Origin of the sequence: Psychrilyobacter sp. (assembly GCF_037132775.1) — a bacterium.
GTDB lineage: Bacteria > Fusobacteriota > Fusobacteriia > Fusobacteriales > Fusobacteriaceae > Psychrilyobacter.
In genome coordinates this window covers 1-17,548 of record NZ_JBAHZY010000032.1, presented here as the reverse complement: position 1 = coordinate 17,548, position 17,548 = coordinate 1, and the positions used below count along the sequence as shown (strand labels likewise).

Here is a 17,548-nt window from a genome sequence, read left to right as displayed (position 1 = left end):
TCTCTTTCTGTAAAAGCTTCCAAAACGATCTTAAATTTAAACTTAGAAGAGTAAGTTTTTCGTGTATTCATAATCAAAATCCTCCATATTGTTTTCTTAAATTATACCCTATTTTTTTGCTTAAGGTTAAACACTCTTTGTATGAATTTATACGACCATTATAGATGGAGTATTGGGATTAAATAAAAATGGTGAGGAATTACAATTAATATTTGGGCCTGGAAAGGTAAAAAAAGCATATATAGCCCTGGATGAACTCTATAAATTAACTGCTAAAAATCAAATGAGTAGAGAAGAAAGTTTTGAAGAGGCAGTAAAAAATCAAAAAAATACTGTAAAAACCAAAAGAACAAGTAAATTTCAAGGATTTATGGCCAATTTTTCTAATATATTTGTTCCATTAATTCCGGAGTTTATTGCAGCAGGGATGCTGGCCGGATTAGCAGGCTTGTGCAAAGAATTAAATATAACAGGTAACTGGCTTGACTATATAAATGTATTCAATAAATCGTTGAATAAATTTATGTATATAATGATAGGGTTCAACGCTACTAAGGTATTTGGAGGATCAGGGGTAATAGGAGGGATGTTACTGGGCTATTTTTACTAGGATATGGTGATGGTGGAAACAGTGGTATGACAGATTTTTTTGGTCATGCTATTGAGCCACGTGGTGGGATGATAGGGATATTATTTACTGCAATAATCGCAGCTAAATTTGAAATATTTATCAGGGAGAAATTTTCTTGGGAGCCGACAGATATAATTACAACTCCTATAATTACTCTATTAGGTATGGGGACATTGACTTATATATTGATAATGCCATTATCCTTTAAACTATTAGGTCTCATGAACTATGCTTTTGTAAATCTAAATGGAAATCCAATTGGAGGAGGAATCCTGGCAGGCTTATTCCTCCCATCAGTTATGATGGGGATACACCAGGGTTTTGTGCCGGTATATCAAGGATTGGTACAAACAACTGGGATGAACTCATTATTTCCAATATTAGCCATGGCAGGAGCAGGACAGGTAGGAGCAGCACTGGCACTGTATGTGAAATCTCCTAAAGAATCCAATTTACGAGAAAATATCAGGGGAGCAATTGTACCAGGTTTCTTAGGGATAGGAGAACCATTGATCTATGGTGTGACACTGCCCAGGGTAAAACCGTTCTTTACATCTATGACAGGAGGAGCAATTGGAGGAGTATATATAGGTATAATGTCTTAGGTAGGATTTACTTTTGGATTGAATACTGTATTTGGATCTTCAGGAATCCTAGGATCATTTGCGATGACATCAAACAAGGGTATGTTGATAGCAATAGTTTTATATGTTTCAGCATTAGTAATCGCATATATTTCTGGGTTTATCCTTACATATCTATTTGGGTGTAAAAATGTAGATTTATCCTAAAATTTTTAATCTACAACTAACTGAACTTTCGTGATAGTGCACGTATTTAAAGTCAAAAGAAGTAGAAAACGAAATCTATCCATCTTCTACTTCTTTTCAATTCTTATAGTCCCATTAGATGTTCCTAAGATTAAAAAATTATCAATTTTTAATTGTAAAAACTCATTTTTTATATGAATTAGATCGCCGAAAATAGAAAAATTAAAATTATGATTTTCAGGGGTCTTTATAGTGAGATTATGATTTGAAGTAACTATTTTTGCATCGGGGGTAATACTTTTAAATTCAGCTAAAATAGGAGCGTTAGTTGTAGAAATATTTCCTATTCTTTCAGCATTTTTTATTTTTATTTTTTTATGGGTAGTTTGGATATTGAGGGTACCCAGAGTATTTTTAGTAGTTACTTGACTGAAGTAACTTTTTACAGAAATATCTCCTACAATATTGGATAATTTAATATCTTTATTTGAATTTAAAAGGTCTAAATCGCCGATAAGTTTATCTATAGTAACCTCCCCCTTGGAGTTATCTATAGATAATTTTCCATTTATTCCATCTACAGAGATAGAACTATTTGTAGTTTTTATAAGATATTTAAAATTAGTATTTTGAGGTATCAAAAGATTGAATTTAACTTTGGTTTTAAAAAAACTGTTTTTTTTATCATTGTTTAAATTATATTGTAAACTATTTTTAGTTATATTGGTTTTTATTATGGGATTTTTTTTATCCGAAAGTTGATTTAATACTATGTTTCTTCCATTGTAGGGTAAAATACTAAGATCGATATACTGACCCTTGACCTCAATAATTTTAATACCTTTAGAGGTCGTTGCCACACTGGAAAAGGTAGTAATATTTATTAAGATTAAGAAAAAAAAGAAAAATATTGAATTTTTCATGGGTTTTCCTCCTAAATGATTTATATTAAATAAATTATATCATTTTATTGAAAAAAATGCATGGAAACTTAAAAGAAAAAAACATTATTGGGAAAACTTTAGAAGGTGTTTTAGATTATTGAAATTAGTTATTGAATAAGGTTATAGATGTGTAGTATACTGAAAATATAATAAAATTATTGAGGTGGGAAAATTGGATTTACATTACTTAAGAATATTTTATGAAGTTGCCAAAGAGTGTAGTTTTACAAAAGCAGCACATAATCTATACATAAATCAATCAGCAGTTTCTATACAGGTAAAAAAGTTTGAAGAGTTATTAGGAACAAAGTTATTTGATAGGAGTTCAAAAAAGATAAAATTAACTTACTCAGGAGAAGTTCTATACAAGATGAGTGAAGATATCTTTCAAAAGGTTAAACGTGTGGAAAAAGAGATGGCAAGAATAGTAGAAGTAGATAGAGCCAGAATAAGTATTGGTGCTACGACTATCATAGGGGAACCATTGCTACCAAAATTGATGAAGGGATTTTCTAAGGTATATCAAGAGATAGAATATGATATTGTTATAGCTTCAAAAAAAGAAATTTTAGAGAAATTAAGAGATGGAGATATAGATGTAGCTATCATCGATGAAACTCATATAACAGATGTAAATTTAGAAATTATAGATGTAGCGAAGTTCCCGCTATGTTTAGTCAGTGCAAGAGATTATAGAGATATCAAGGAAGTTGCTGATATTCCTCTTATTGTACGGAAACAAATGCTAAAACATAATGAAGCGGTAACAGCCATAGAGAATAACCATGGAATAGAATTTAAAACTAAAATTCCAATTAGTGGAAGTTTAAGTGTGATCAAGTCTTTCGTTAGAGAAGGAGTAGGGAATGTAGTACTACCTTATTATACTGTCTATAATGAAATTAAATCAGGAGAATTCAAAGTTATTGAAAAAATAAGTGAAGTATCAGATGGATATCAAATAGCTATCACAAAGGATAAAAGAAGCTTATTGGAGATCATTAAATTTATAAACTTTACGAAAAACTTTAAAATCACATAAGAAAGGGAGGGAAATATGAATTTAATTGAATCATATGAAATAGAATTAAATCTATTGAAAGATTTTATAGAGAAGGAAAAAGAAGAAAAACTAACAGAGAAGGTGGCTAAAAAATTAACAGAAGCTTTTGAAAATAAAAATAAAGTACTTATCTGTGGAAATGGTGGGAGTAATTGTGATGCCCTTCATTTTGCAGAGGAATTCACAGGGAGATTTAGAGGGAATAGGAGAGCACTGCCTGCCATCTCGCTTTCAGATTCATCTCACATAACCTGTGTAGGAAATGATTTTGGTTTTGATGAAATATTTGCAAGAGGTGTAGAAGCCTATGGTAAGAAAGGCGATTTCTTTGTCGGATTATCTACTAGTGGAAATTCTACCAATGTAATAAGAGCAGTGGAAGAGGCTAAAAATCTAGGGATGACTACTTGTGTACTTTTGGGAAAAGACGGAGGAAAGTTAAAGGGAATGTGTGACTATGAATTTATTGTTCCGGGGGAAACTTCAGATAGAATACAGGAGATTCATATGATGATCTTACACATTATCATAGAGGGTGTAGAAAGAATAATGTTTCCTGAGCAATATTAAGGAATAAGCATAAAAAAAGCTAGGAAATCATTTTGATTTTCTAGCTTTTTTTATGTTCCCCAAATGGTATAAAATGCCTCCCAGATGCACTTTATATAAATATAATTTCCTGATAATATTAAAAAATCCTTGCAAAAAAGTATAGGTCGAAAAAACTTAATCTTTAAACAAGCTCCAAAAAACTGTTGACACCACCTATATCTTGTAGTATTATTTAATTAGCAAGAAACCTTACCTATTAGCGACCATTCTTGATGTTTTGGGCCTAATGTCGTCGCCGGAGTTGGCGCTGTATATAATAGATCAGAAAAATCACGAGGGTATAACGAGCCCCTACGGATACTGTATAGTATATATATCTGACTACCACTTTTTGAACCAGGCGACCAAAACTATACAGAGGACTATAGGTCAGGGCTTGTTTAAAGACTTCTATGAGGTCTTTTTTTTATATCTATTAAATTGAGCCTTATTTTGATAATATATAAGTATAAAAGTATTTGAGGTGAAATAATGGAAATATTAATTATAACGGGAATGAGTGGTGCCGGAAAATCAACAGCACTTAATTATTTTGAAGATCGAGGATATATGACTATAGATAATATGCCGTGTTTTTTAATAGATGGATTTAAGCTGTCTGTATATAAAGAAAGGATAAAAAAAATCGCCATAGGGATGGATATTAGGTCATTTGAAAGGATAGATGAATTTTTAGAACTATTAAAGAGTCTAAAAAGGGCGGGTGTTTCTTACAGGATTCTTTACTTAGATGCCAAGGATGAAGTAATCTTAAATAGGTATAACCTGACTAGAAGGTACCACCCCTTGGAAAAATCTAATTCTATGATTGAAAATATATCTTTAGAGAGAAAGATGTTATCTGAAATAAGGGAATTAGCGGATATAATAATAGACACCAGTAATTTCACACCGAAAAAAATGATTGAAAATTTAAAGGTGAAATTAGAAGATGAAAAGATAAGAGACCTGGTATTGACCATAACTACATTTGGTTTTAAATATGGAGCACCTATAGATTTGGATATGATGTTTGATACAAGATCACTGAGAAATCCATACTATATAGACGAATTACGGCCTAAAAATGGAAATGATAAAGAGGTTCAAGAATATGTAATGAATGGAAATGGAAGTGAAGAATACCTGAAGAAGATAGAGGAGATGCTGGAGTTTTTGCTGCCTCACTTTATAAAAGAAGGCAAGACCCATTTAACTGTAGGAATAGGCTGCAGTGGTGGAAAACACAGATCGGTGACTATAACCAATAAACTTTATGAATATTTTAGCAAAAAGAAAAATATTAAGGTATTATTAAATCATAGGGAGCAGGAGAGATGGAGTCTTTAATAGATAAATATGAGATTCCAGATTTTCCTGGAGTTTATTTAATGAAAGGGAAAAAAGAAATAATCTATATAGGAAAAGCTAAAAATTTAAAAAAAAGAGTTTCCTCATACTTTAAGAAAGTTCATACAGATAAAAAAACAATGGAACTGTTAGATCATATAGAAGACCTTGAATTTATAGTGTGTAAGAGTGAATTAGATGCACTTATTTTAGAAAATAATTTAATAAAAAAATATCTTCCGAAATATAATATTCTCCTAAAAGATCAAAGAACCTATCCTTATATCAAGATATCTATAGAAAGGTTTCCTAAGATTTCTATTATCAGAAGGAATAAGGATATAGATGTTAAAAATGGAGATTATTTCGGACCCTATCCAAATGGAAGTGGTTTTTTATTAAAGACCCTTGTAAAGATATTTAAAGTAAGGGATTGTAAGAGGGATATGAAAAAAACTTATCCTAAACCTTGTTTAAAGTATTATATGAACCGATGTATGGGGCCTTGTGTTTATAAAGATATAGAGGTAACATATAAAGAAAGTGTTGAAAATGCCAAATATTTTTTGAAGGGCAGGGGAGACAAACTATTAAAGCAACTGAAAGAGGATATGGATAGATCTAGTAGCTCTATGAAGTTTGAAAAAGCCATACAGTACAGGGAACAAATTACAGCCATTGAAAATTCATTGAAAACACAGGTGACGGAAGTTTTAAAAGATATAGATGAGGATGTGTTTGTATGTAGACAGGATGGAGATATATTGTTTTTGACTATATTAAAAATTCGAGATGGGAAGATTATAGGGATAAATAACTTAAAGGTAGATATACTGATGGAAGAAGATATTTTAGTAGAGAGTTTTTTAAGATATTATTCCAATGAAAAAATGCCTAAAAATATAATCTTGGATAGCTTGTTTATAGAAAGAAAAAAAATTTTAGAGGGATGGGGGAAAAGTTTCCTCAGTATAAATTTAAAACTATATTTTCCTGTATTGAAGAGCAGGCGAAAAAAACTCTTGGAGATGGCATATCTTAATTTAGATGAAGAGATCAAAAAATATTACAACCAAAAAAATGTATTGGAGGAGGGGATGAATGCTCTCTATGAAACTTTAAATTTAAATAAATCCCCTCGAAAAATAGAGTGTTTTGACATATCTAATATCTCTGGAAAAGATGCTGTAGGAGCAATGAGTGTATCTGTAGAAGGAAGACTAGCTAAGAAGTATTATAGAAAGTTTAGGATAAAAACCAAGGACACTCCTGATGACTACCATATGATGAGAGAAGTGATAAGAAGAAGATATTCTAAATTAGCCCAGATAGATCTACCCGATCTAATCCTAATAGATGGGGGTTTGGGTCACCTAAATGCAGTGGAGGGAGTTTTTTTAAAATTAAAAAAGAATCATCTGGTGGATATAATCAGTATAGCCAAGAGGGAAGAGGAAGTGTTTAAAGCAGGGGGAAATAGCTCCTATATTTTTCCTGGAAATTCAGAATCTCTAAAGATATTGCAGAGGTTAAGGGATGAGGCTCATAGATTTGGGATAGCCTATCATAGAAATTTACGTAAAAAAAGGGTGATATCTAGTGAGTTAGATGAAATACAAGGGATAGGTCCAACAAGAAAAAGGGATCTACTAAAAAGGTTTAAGTCAGTAAAAAGGATAAAGGAAGCAGCTTTAGAAGAACTATTAGAAGTAGTACCAGAGAGAATAGCAAGGCAGATAAAAAAGGTTAAAACTGAAAAGTGAAAAGTGAAATAGAGTAATTTAGAATTAAGAAATTTAAAAGTGGAGCATAGAAGGTTTAAATCCAAAGATTGTCATTGTTTAAGAGAAACCTTAACTAGCTAAAAAATATTTTAAATATACTTTATTCATTTGTTAAGTTATAAGTTTGCTAAAGGCAATAAAGGGGGGGAGATATGAAGAAGGTATTAGTTATAGATGATGAAATGAGTATTAGGTTGTTACTGAGAGAGATAATTGAAGACATAGATATGGAAGTCTTTGAAGCAGAGACAGCCATAGTTGGTTTAAAGATGTTAGAAGAGAGAAATTTTGACCTTATCATAATGGACATTCAGATGCCGCAGATGAATGGGTTGGATGCCATGAGAAAGTTGAGGGAGATAACAGATGCCCCGGTATTTGTTTTGACTGCATTTAGTCATTTAGAGGGAGTCGTGGAAAACTTAGGAGTAGAGATCCAAGAATTTATAGAGAAACCTTTTGATATAGATGAATTAGCTGAGAAGATAAAAAAACAAGTAAGATAACCCGGTCCTATCGGACATCCTCGCACGGCGAAACTTAAGAAGGAAAGGGCTTAAAAAAATCAAGAAAAGAGGGGAGGTAAATAGTGTATAAATATATATTGCTTTTAGTATTGGCCTTAAGCACTGTTTCCTGTACAGGAGTATCCAAGGTAAAAGAAAGATATCATAGAGCACCATTTGAAAAGGAAATAAAAAAAGGAGATTATGAGCTGATTCTCTATAGTATTGATTATCCTCAAAAGTATGAAGACAAAATAAAATTTTATAATGATTTTGATATCCTTATGAGGAAATTTTTGGTTTATGATTCGACAATAAATATTATGTATTCGCAGGAACTTAAAGATGATATTAGCCATCTAAAAAATAACTATGTTCTTCCAGAAGAGATCGCGTTTTCAAAATCTGCATCGGAATTATCACAGATAGACAGAGATAGTATAGATAAAAAAGTGGTAATAAAATTAGATGAAAAAGTTGGAAGAACTCAATATTACCTAAATAAACAGGTTTATTTTTGGAAAAAAATAATGAGGAGTAATGAATTTTTTAATAGTGGGGCAAACTATACAGAATTAGATAAAGAAAAACTCATTCTACAGATGGAGGAGAAGAGAAAAAATACATTTAAAATAATAGAGCAAGTAGAATTAAATTTAATTCTAAAGATAGAAAAGCCCTATTCTGATAATAAAAATGAGTATTGGGAGAAAAAAGATGTATATATATATAGAAGTACAGATATAACTCCTAAAGTTTTTAAGGAACAAGGATATCTATATTTAAGTGGTGTAGAGGATGTAGACGTAAAAAAAATAATGGGGAATCAATTAAAATTTGATTCAAAAATTGTAGTGGTAGAAAATAGATTATACAATGGTTATACAGTTTTAGATGGGAATTATGTATTTTTTTACGGTGGGAAATATAGGGTAAACTATTATGATGGCTATAACCTAAAGGTGAAAGTTAAAGATATATCTTTAAAAGATTTATTGATTATAGATGATGAACTTTTGATAGATGATTTTTTAAACCCAAAATTTTATAAAGAGAGGCAGGGAAAATAATGGAATATGTTTTAATTGTTTTTATAGTCGGGGTATTATCAGTAATACTCCTGAAAAAAAATGAAAGAAAAAATATAGATGAGATGCACACACTTTTAGAAAAAATAGGTAAGAGGGAAGATTACACGGAAATAATGGATGAGCTCAAGGAATCCTATGAAGAAACGGTAAAAACCATAAGGTTTCAAGAGGCACAATTAAATAATTCAATTAAGGAATTAAAGGAATTTAAGGAAGAACTGAGTGCTACCTATGATTCTCTTTTAAAAAAATCGGCTCAATTGGAATACTCTAATGAGGAACTAGAAAAAAAAGTAGCTAATTTATCTAACATAAATGCAGTGGCAAGAACTGTCTTGTCAACCTTGGAATTAGATAAGATCATAGGAGTTATTCTAGATGCTTACTTTGTTTTAACAGGGGTAAAAAAGATAGCTGTATACCTGTGGAAAGATGGGAAATTAGAGTTGAAACAAACTAAAGGGGAGTTTATAAATACAAGTAATGTAAAATTTTCATTGGAAGAACTAGCTAAATATAGTAGACGTGATTATAAAAATATATATACTCAGATATCTAAATCTATAGAGGCTACAGAGGATGAAAGTATAGTTATCTCTGCCTTGGTGGTGAAAGGAAAGGAACTAGGAGTAATATATATAGTTGAAGATAAAAATAAGTTAAGCTATAGTGATGAAGCTACAATTTCAGCTCTGGCTATTCAGGTAGCTATTGCTATAAATAACGCGTTAATATATTCGGAACTGATAATAAAGGAACGTCTAGACAATGAACTCGAAGTTGCCTCAAATATTCAAAAGAAACTATTACCCCAGTCATTGGGAGATATAAACGGTGTCGAGATAGCTCAATACTTTAATCCGGCCAAGGAAGTTGGAGGAGACTATTACGATTACTCCCTTTCTGGTGAGAATAAACTCTGGATAACCATAGGAGACGTGAGTGGGAAAGGAGTCCCTGCTGCATTTTTGATGGCTCTAATAAGATCTGTACTGAAAACATTAGAATATAAAGATTCATATCCACTTGAAGTTTTAACCGATCTAAACGATATTATCTATCCAGACATAAGTGAAGATATGTTTGTAACTATATTTCATAGCCAGTACGATTTTTTAACTAAGACACTCTATTACTCCAATGCAGGACATAATCCGCTTATCTTGTATAAAGCTAGAACTGGAGAGGTTTTAGAGGTAAATGTTAAAGGAGTAGCAATAGGATTCTTGGAATCCTATGAGTATAGGATGGGGAAGGTAAAATTAGAGAAGGGTGATGTCCTTTTATACTACACTGATGGATTGACAGAAGCTGAAAATCCAAGAAAAGAACTCTATGGAACTGAAAGGTTGAAAGAAGTTATAGAAAAGACCTATGATCTCAGTGCTGAAGGGATAAAAGCTGAACTCCTAGCTTCTCTCGATGATTTTGTGGAAGAAAAGGAACAAATAGATGATATGACCTTCGTAATTTTAAAAATTGAATTATAAAAAGGACTTTTGTCCTTTTTATTTTTGTTTTTAAACAGTATTATTTGTTTAGAAAAGGTGCTTAAATTTGATTAGTGCGCACTTATGATGTTGATTCCTGTGTGAATAGGTGGAATAGCTTTGACTTGCACTTTAAATTTTAGTATAATATAAAAACTGTTTATAGGAGGTTATTGAGTGGAAATTAACTGGATTGACTGGTTTGGTTACTTAGCTTCATTAGTAGTTCTTATATCTTTAACGATGAGTTCAATCATTAAACTTAGATGGATTAACTTTGTGGGATGTATATTATTTGCGACCTTTGGATTTTTAATTCATTCTCTGCCTACAGCACTTATGAATGTTGGTATAGCGTTTATAAATTTATATTTTTTATATAATATTTATAATACCAAAGAGAAGTTTCAACTTGTAGAGGCTGAGACAGAATCTGAATATTTTAATTATTTCTTAAAGGTGAATATGCAAGAGATAGAAAAACAAATATCTAAAGATAAATTAAAAGCTCAAAATAAAGGCTTGTATATGTTGAGAAATAACAATATAGCTGGAATTTTATTGGGAGAAAAAAATGAAGAAGGTGTGTTTTTTATAAAAGTTGACTATGTAATCCCTCGATATAGAGATTATAAACTGGGGAAATATTTCTTTGATGAGCATACAGAGTATTTTAAAAAGAATGGGATCCACAAATTAATGACAGAAGCTACAGAGGATTCTCATAGACGGTATCTAAAAAAAGTTGGATTTAAAGAGACAACAAAAGATCTATATATTAAAAAAATTTAGGTGGAGGTAAAATTCATGTATAAATAAAGTAATGGAAACAACAAACTTTTTAAAAGCAACAACAAAATATAGACCCAAAATAGCCATAGTATTAGGCTCTGGATTAGGAAACATGGTAGATTTTATAGAGGAAAAGATGGAGATAGATTATAGTGATATCCCAAATTTCCCTGTATCAACTGTAGCAGGTCACGATGGTAAATTAGTATTTGGAAAAATTGGTGGAGTAGAAGTAGTAGCAATGAAGGGAAGATTTCACTTCTATGAAGAGTATGAGATGAAAGAAGTAACTTATCCTATCTATGTAATGAAGTAATTTGGGATTGAAAAATTAATAGTTAGTAATGCTGCTGGTGGAAGTAATAAAACTTATGACCCGGGAACATTGATGTTAATAACAGATCATATCAATGCGTTTGGAACTAATCCGCTCATTGGTAAAAATGACGACAGATTTGGACCAAGATTTCCAGATATGACAGAAGCTTATAAGATATACCTTAGAGATTTGGCCAAGGAAGTTGCAGATAATTTGGGTATAGCTTATAAAGAAGGTGTATATTTAGGGACAACAGGACCTACATATGAAACTGGAGCAGAGGTAAGAGCATTTACTATGATGGGAGCAGATGCTATAGGAATGTCTACAGTACCAGAAGTAACTATAGCAAACTATCTAGGAATAGATGTACTAGGAATATCTTGCATTACAAATATGGCTACAGGAATAGCAAAAAAAGCACATTCTCACGAAGATGTAGTGGATGTAGTGAAAAAAGCTGGGGAAAATTTTTGTAACTGGATAATAAACATAGTAAAAAAAATAGGATAAAAAAATATAAAGGGTTCTAGGAGGATCAGAGTGGCAAACTATATTTTAGAAATAAAAAATATGAGAAAAACTTTTTTAGGTGGGAAAGTCGTAGCAAATGATGATATCACTTTAAACATAGTAAAAGGGGAAAAGCATGCTATTGTAGGAGAAAATGGTGCCGGGAAATCCACATTGATGAAGATATTAAATGGGTTATATACTCCTACATCTGGAACTATATCTTTAAATGGAAAGGCTATAAATATAAAAGGACCTGGAGAAGCAGGTAAACTAGGGATAGGAATGGTATACCAACATTTCATGTTGGTTCCTACTCTAACAGTAGCAGAAAATATGATCCTAGGCGTAGAGCCTACTAAGGGAATGAACCTTGATATAAACAAGGCTCGTGAAGATGTTAGAAAAGTATCTGAAAAATATGGTTTGGCCATAGATCCAGATGCCATAATATCAGATCTTTCAGTTGGAATCCACCAGAGGGTAGAGATCCTAAAGATATTATTTAAGGGAGCTGAACTGCTTATATTTGATGAACCTACAGCGGTACTTATTCCTCAAGAGGTAAAGGAACTGTATAAGATAATGGATAATCTTATTGAAGAGGGGAAAACTATTATATTTATCTCCCATAAACTTCAAGAAGTATTGGATATTTCAGACAATATCACAGTAATCAGAAGGGGAAAAGATGTAGCAAATTTTGAAACAAAAGATGCTACAAAGCAAAAGATTGCCAATGCCATGGTAGGTAGACCAGTACTATTTACTACTGAAAAACCAGTGGTTACTATCGGTGAAAAAATAGTAGAGATCAAAGACTTAGAGGTGAAAAATAATAAAGGCTTGCCAGCGGTAAAAAAAGTATCCTTTGACATAAGAGCAGGAGAGGTATTCGGAATCGCAGGTGTAGAAGGATCTGGACAATCAGAACTTGTAGAAGCTATGACAGGATTAAGAAAGGTAGAATCTGGAACTTTCACTTTAAATAATGAAAATCTAGCAGGTAAAACTCCTAGGCATATTACATTAGCAGGTTTAGCTCATATACCAGAAGACAGACATGCAAGAGCAGCAGTATCAGAATTTTCAGTTAGAGATACATTTGCTTTTGGAGTACATAGAGAGAAATTTACTAAAAACAAGATATTACTCGATGTAAATAAATTAGAAAAAGAAGCAGAATTTTGTATGGAAGCTCACGATATAAGACCTAGAGGAACAAAAACAGCTTTTGGGAAACTATCAGGTGGAAACCAACAAAAGGTAATTGTGGCTAGAGAATTGGAGAAGAAGCATGACTTTATAATAGCTTCGCAACCTACAAGGGGAGTAGATATTGGAGCTATTGAAGCTATCCATAAGTTAATCTTGGAAGAAAAAAAGGCTGGAAAGGCAGTGTTGGTAGTATCGGCAGAACTATCTGAAATTTTAAACTTAAGTGATAGAATAGCAGTTATGTGTGGTGGAGAGATTACAGGAATTCTCGACAGAGAAGATGCTACTGAAGAAAAGATCGGAATCTTAATGGCTGGAGGGAAGTTATAATGAATAGAAAATTACAAGGATTGTTAGTTCCTATTTTAGCGGTGTTCATTGCACTACTTTTAGGGGCAGGAATAATCGCTTTTTTAGGAGAAAATCCATTAACAGCATATTACTATCTGTTTACAGGGGCTTTTGATGGTCGAAGGGCCATTGCAAGAACACTGTTAGAAGCAACACCTATGATATTTACAGGGTTATCTGTATTGGTAGCTTTTAAAGCAGGATTATTTAATATCGGAGCTCAAGGTCAAGTTATAATGGGTGGATTAGCAGCAGCAGCAGTTGGAGCTTTTGTACACAACATTGGTATAAACAATGTTGTGGTAGTATTGATCATAGCAGCAGCAGCAGGTTTTGCTTGGGCAGGAATTGCAGGATGGTTAAAGGCAAAATTAGGAGTACATGAAGTAATATCTACTATCATGTTAAACTATATAGCATTAAATTTTGAGCAGTATGGATTAAACTATCCATTGAAAGCAGGGGGACCTATGGGACCAAGTCCACAAACTCCTCCAGTATTTGAAGTCAGCAGACTAGCTATGTTGATGCCAGATACAAAAGTGGCACTTAGTGCAGGATTTATCATAGCAGTAATAGCTGTGATACTTATTTGGTTTATGTTTGAAAAGACTATCACTGGATATGAGATCAAAGCCGTGGGACTTAATCCTACAGCTTCTGAAAATGCAGGAATAAATGTAAAATGGAGAATATTATTTGCCATGGGAATAGCAGGATCATTATCTGGATTGGCAGGCGCCGAAAGAATCCTTGGTGGAGTAGGACAATATACCTACAGACAGGGAATCATGGGAAGTTATGGTTTTGATGGTATCGCAGTAGCACTGCTGGGTAAAAATTCACCAGTAGGAGCATTATTTGCAGCGATATTGTTTGCAGCACTTAGAACCGGTGGTAGATCTATGCAGTTTAACACGTCTATCCCAAGTCAAATTATAATAATTATTCAGGCTATCATAATATTATTGATTGCAGCAGAAAATATGTTCCATTCAATATTAGATAAAAAAAAGAAGGTGAGTAATTAATGTCTATCTTTATAAGTTTAATCTTAGCTACAATCAGACAGGCAGCTCCTATATTGATTACAGCAATTGGTGGGATGTTCTCTGAACTTACAGGTGTTGTAAATATAGGATTAGAAGGGATGATGCTGATGGGTGCATTCTCAGCAGCAGTAGTTTCATACTATACAGGGAATCCATATGTTGGAATTCTTGGGGGTATGATGGCTGGTGGAATCATGGCATTACTTCATGCAACCCTTAGTATTAAATACAAGGGAAACCAAGTAGTGTCAGGGGTAGCTATCAATTTATTTGCATCTGGATTTACAGTATTTATGTTAAGAGTATTATTTAATCAATCTGGAAATACTCCTACAGTACCTAAAACCGCTACACTCTTTGGGATGTCTATAATAGTATTTATTATCTATGCAATTGCTTTTGCATCTCACTGGTTTATCTATAAAACAGTATGGGGTCTTAGGATGAGAGCTGTTGGAGAACATCCACTAGCAGCAGATACAGTAGGTATCAATGTATTAAAAGTGAGATATTTTGGTGTAATCATGTCAGGATTGTTAGCTGGTCTTGGAGGAGCTTATCTATCTATCGGTGCATTATCACAGTTTACCAAGGAGATGTCGGCAGGTAGAGGCTTTATAGCCTTGGCAGCCCTAGTATTTGGTAAATGGACACCAGGTGGAGTAATAGGAGCAAGTTTACTCTTTGGTTTTGCAGATGCAGGGCAGACTTTAATTCAACAATATGTAACTGGGGTACCGCCTCAATTTATTCAGATGTTACCATACATCCTTACACTACTAGCCTTAGCAGGAGTAGTAGGGAAGGCAGTGGCACCAGCTAGTTCTGGGAAGCCGTATGACAAGAATGACGACTAAGACTCTCTTTCTTTTTATGGTTGATTTCACGAGTATTAAAATTAAGTATATTTAATACTTAATTTTAAATGTGAACCTCGTAGAGAGAAACCGAGGTAGGGTATGAGAGTTAAAAAATAAAAAAAGCACTGAATCTAATTAGATTCACTGCTTTTTTTTGTTTACTATATTTTTGATATTTTCTTTAATTACAGAGTTATTGTGTTAAAAGAATTTTAAAGGTTTATTGAGTAGAAATAACAGTATAGAATAGCATAGAAAAAAATTCGGTGACTAATAAACATTTTAAAAGTGGACTTATTCTTAATGATAAAATGAGTAAAAGAATAGAAAAAGTGACTGGGAGTGAAATACCAGAGATAGGATCTAATAATTCTTATTATGAATATTGTGAGGAAGAAGTCCTAATTATTCAATTTTTACTTATAATAATAGATGATATTAGAGAAATAGTAAGAAAATTAAAAGTATGAAGTTGATTTTACCAAGAATATCAAATGAAAAATAAAATCAAAAGTGGTTAAACCGAGTAATGGGATTAGTCGTTTTTTTTATGGCAGTAAATAGAAATATTTATGGTATACTAAGAGAAAATGAAAGATAAAGGAGGCAATTATGCCGTATGAAGGAGCAATATATCGACCACCCAGTGAGGCTGATAGTCTGATTTTACAAGTTACCGTAGGATGTTCCCACAATAGATGTACTTTTTGTTCTATGTATAAGGGGAAATCATTCAGGATGAAATCTAAGGAAGAAATATTTGATGATATCGATAGCTATACCAATGATTTTTATACCAAGGCATTTCTGGCTGATGGAGATGCAATGTTACTTCAGACCGGTCTACTTATTGAGATAATTAAACGGATTAGGAGTAAGATGCCAAATATCAGAAGGATCGGGATCTATGCTCACGCCAATAATCTAAAGACTAAATCTGTGGAGGGATTAAAATCACTTCAGAAAGAAGGACTTAATATAGTCTATGTAGGGATAGAAAGTGGTAGTGATAAAATCTTGGAAAAAATAAACAAAGGAATTACTTCTAGTGAGATGGAAAAGCAACTGGTAAAAATATCTGAGAGTGGGATAAAACTTTCTATAATGATCATCTCAGGATTAGGAGGGAAAGAGTTAACCTATGAACAGGCTGTAGAATCAGCCAAATTATTAAATAGAGTTAAGCCTAAATTTCTCTCCCTCCTAACATTGATGTTAGAAGAGGGAACTCAGTTTTATAGAGATGTAAAGAATAATAAAACAGAACTATTAAGCCCAGAGGAGATCTTACTTGAGACCAAACTTATGATAGAAAATTTAGAGTTGAAAAATACTATATTTCGAGTAAATCACGCTTCTAACTACTTAAGTTTAGAAGGAGTATTAAATAAAGATAGGGGACGTATTTTAGAAGAAATAGATATAGCTATCAAAGATAAGGACTATATACCTGAATATTTTAGGAGGTTGTAATTTTTTTATCTTAATTTTGCTAGAAAACTCCCTCTTCTATTAAGAGGGAGATGAATAGCAAAGGTTTTCTAATTAATTCCATCTTGAGATTGAGTATAGTTTACTTCTGTTAAAACTGTACTATACATGTTATAATATTATGTGTATATCATATGTGTAGGAGGTGAAAATCTATGAAAAAATATAACAAAGCTTTTAAATTTAGAATACTACCAACTAAAAGACAAGAAATATTAATTCATAAGACTTTTGGCTCTACAAGGTTAATATATAATATGTTTCTTGATAAGAGAATCAAATTATATGAGAATGAGAAAAAATCTACTGCATATAATACTCAAGCTAATGAATTGACTTCATTAAAAAAAGATTTAGATCTTAAATCTATGAAGATAAAAAATCTAGCTAAACATACCTTTGACAATGCGTGGGGTATGTTTGTTAATATGCTTGAATATAAAGCTAAATTTAAAGGTAAATAAGTTATTAAACTAGATAGGTATTATCCTTCTTGGTGTATAATCATTTCAAGTCGACCACTTGAAATAAAAAAAGACCTTTTTTCATAAAAACCGATATAATGTAATTACGACAACAAACATTAAAGGAGTTAATTTATGAAAAAAGGATATAAACATTTTAGCATATATGAAAGAGAAAAATTATCTCTTAGAGCTATGGGTAAGAAATTAGGACGTTCGCATACTAGTGTTAGTGGTGAGATCAAAAGAAACTCTGTGAATAGAGAAT

General features: G+C 32.2%; 20 protein-coding genes. 19 read left to right on the top strand and 1 reads right to left on the bottom strand.

The genetic code is table 11. The features are described 5' to 3' along the window. Positions 1 to 172: 172 nt before the first annotated feature. The 3 genes from V5784_RS02030 to V5784_RS02020 are packed head-to-tail and all read left to right on the top strand — an operon-like array spanning position 173 to position 1,422. Positions 173 to 610 carry a hypothetical protein gene (locus V5784_RS02030; protein ID WP_336887381.1) on the top strand — a complete coding sequence of 146 codons (438 nt, stop codon included), beginning with the start codon at positions 173 to 175 and terminating at the stop codon, positions 608 to 610. Between the two features lie 26 nt (positions 611 to 636). After that, complete coding sequence (locus V5784_RS02025; protein ID WP_336887380.1) at positions 637 to 1,236, top strand: PTS transporter subunit EIIC; 600 nt, start codon at positions 637 to 639, stop codon at positions 1,234 to 1,236. An 18-nt stretch (positions 1,237 to 1,254) separates the two neighbouring features. Continuing rightward, positions 1,255 to 1,422, top strand: coding sequence for a hypothetical protein (locus V5784_RS02020; RefSeq protein ID WP_336887379.1), 168 nt, complete (start codon positions 1,255 to 1,257; stop codon positions 1,420 to 1,422). A gap of 86 nt (positions 1,423 to 1,508) precedes the next feature. Here the strand turns inward: V5784_RS02020 and V5784_RS02015 are convergent, their stop codons facing one another. Further along, a complete protein-coding gene (locus V5784_RS02015; RefSeq protein ID WP_336887378.1) occupies positions 1,509 to 2,324 on the bottom strand; it encodes a hypothetical protein in 816 nt (271 codons plus the stop codon). A 193-nt stretch (positions 2,325 to 2,517) separates the two neighbouring features. Between V5784_RS02015 and V5784_RS02010 the strand changes: the two genes are divergently transcribed. The 16 genes from V5784_RS02010 to V5784_RS01935 all read left to right on the top strand — a co-directional run bounded on the left by V5784_RS02010 (position 2,518) and on the right by V5784_RS01935 (position 17,280). Continuing rightward, entirely contained in the window at positions 2,518 to 3,387 is an 870-nt protein-coding gene (locus V5784_RS02010; RefSeq protein WP_336887377.1) for a LysR family transcriptional regulator, read from the top strand. Between the two features lie 15 nt (positions 3,388 to 3,402). Then, positions 3,403 to 3,978 (top strand): D-sedoheptulose 7-phosphate isomerase, encoded by a 576-nt coding sequence (gene gmhA, locus V5784_RS02005; protein WP_336887376.1) that lies wholly within the window; start codon positions 3,403 to 3,405, stop codon positions 3,976 to 3,978. Between the two features lie 513 nt (positions 3,979 to 4,491). Further along, positions 4,492 to 5,349 carry an RNase adapter RapZ gene (rapZ, locus tag V5784_RS02000; protein ID WP_336887375.1) on the top strand — a complete coding sequence of 286 codons (858 nt, stop codon included), beginning with the start codon at positions 4,492 to 4,494 and terminating at the stop codon, positions 5,347 to 5,349. Further along, positions 5,337 to 7,112: an excinuclease ABC subunit UvrC gene (gene uvrC, locus V5784_RS01995; protein WP_336887374.1), complete on the top strand. Its 1,776-nt coding sequence runs from the start codon at positions 5,337 to 5,339 to the stop codon at positions 7,110 to 7,112. The genes rapZ and uvrC overlap by 13 nt, the downstream gene beginning before the upstream one ends. Before the next feature lie 173 nt (positions 7,113 to 7,285). Then, positions 7,286 to 7,639, top strand: a complete 354-nt coding sequence (locus V5784_RS01990; protein ID WP_336887373.1) for a response regulator — start codon at positions 7,286 to 7,288, stop codon at positions 7,637 to 7,639. An 83-nt stretch (positions 7,640 to 7,722) separates the two neighbouring features. Continuing rightward, positions 7,723 to 8,709 (top strand): hypothetical protein, encoded by a 987-nt coding sequence (locus V5784_RS01985; RefSeq protein WP_336887372.1) that lies wholly within the window; start codon positions 7,723 to 7,725, stop codon positions 8,707 to 8,709. After that, positions 8,709 to 10,220: a SpoIIE family protein phosphatase gene (locus tag V5784_RS01980; RefSeq protein WP_336887371.1), complete on the top strand. Its 1,512-nt coding sequence runs from the start codon at positions 8,709 to 8,711 to the stop codon at positions 10,218 to 10,220. The genes V5784_RS01985 and V5784_RS01980 overlap by 1 nt, the downstream gene beginning before the upstream one ends. A gap of 177 nt (positions 10,221 to 10,397) precedes the next feature. Continuing rightward, on the top strand, positions 10,398 to 11,012 hold the full coding sequence (locus tag V5784_RS01975; protein ID WP_336887370.1) for a GNAT family N-acetyltransferase: 615 nt from the start codon (positions 10,398 to 10,400) through the stop codon (positions 11,010 to 11,012). Positions 11,013 to 11,043: 31 nt separating this feature from the next. Further along, positions 11,044 to 11,328 (top strand): hypothetical protein, encoded by a 285-nt coding sequence (locus V5784_RS01970; RefSeq protein ID WP_336887369.1) that lies wholly within the window; start codon positions 11,044 to 11,046, stop codon positions 11,326 to 11,328. A 6-nt stretch (positions 11,329 to 11,334) separates the two neighbouring features. Further along, positions 11,335 to 11,844, top strand: a complete 510-nt coding sequence (locus tag V5784_RS01965) for a purine-nucleoside phosphorylase (protein WP_336887382.1) — start codon at positions 11,335 to 11,337, stop codon at positions 11,842 to 11,844. A 30-nt stretch (positions 11,845 to 11,874) separates the two neighbouring features. Further along, entirely contained in the window at positions 11,875 to 13,392 is a 1,518-nt protein-coding gene (locus V5784_RS01960; RefSeq protein ID WP_336887368.1) for an ABC transporter ATP-binding protein, read from the top strand. After that, entirely contained in the window at positions 13,392 to 14,444 is a 1,053-nt protein-coding gene (locus tag V5784_RS01955) for an ABC transporter permease (protein WP_336887367.1), read from the top strand. Before V5784_RS01960 ends, V5784_RS01955 begins: the two co-directional genes overlap by 1 nt. Further along, the gene (locus V5784_RS01950; protein WP_336887366.1) at positions 14,444 to 15,322 is read left to right on the top strand and encodes an ABC transporter permease; all 879 of its coding nucleotides are present in this window, start codon (positions 14,444 to 14,446) and stop codon (positions 15,320 to 15,322) included. Before V5784_RS01955 ends, V5784_RS01950 begins: the two co-directional genes overlap by 1 nt. A gap of 269 nt (positions 15,323 to 15,591) precedes the next feature. Next, a complete protein-coding gene (locus tag V5784_RS01945) occupies positions 15,592 to 15,795 on the top strand; it encodes a hypothetical protein (protein WP_336887365.1) in 204 nt (67 codons plus the stop codon). A gap of 142 nt (positions 15,796 to 15,937) precedes the next feature. Then, positions 15,938 to 16,798, top strand: coding sequence for a radical SAM protein (locus V5784_RS01940; protein ID WP_336887364.1), 861 nt, complete (start codon positions 15,938 to 15,940; stop codon positions 16,796 to 16,798). Between the two features lie 173 nt (positions 16,799 to 16,971). Further along, positions 16,972 to 17,280: a helix-turn-helix domain-containing protein gene (locus tag V5784_RS01935; protein WP_336887363.1), complete on the top strand. Its 309-nt coding sequence runs from the start codon at positions 16,972 to 16,974 to the stop codon at positions 17,278 to 17,280. The last annotated feature ends 268 nt before the right edge of the window (positions 17,281 to 17,548 follow it).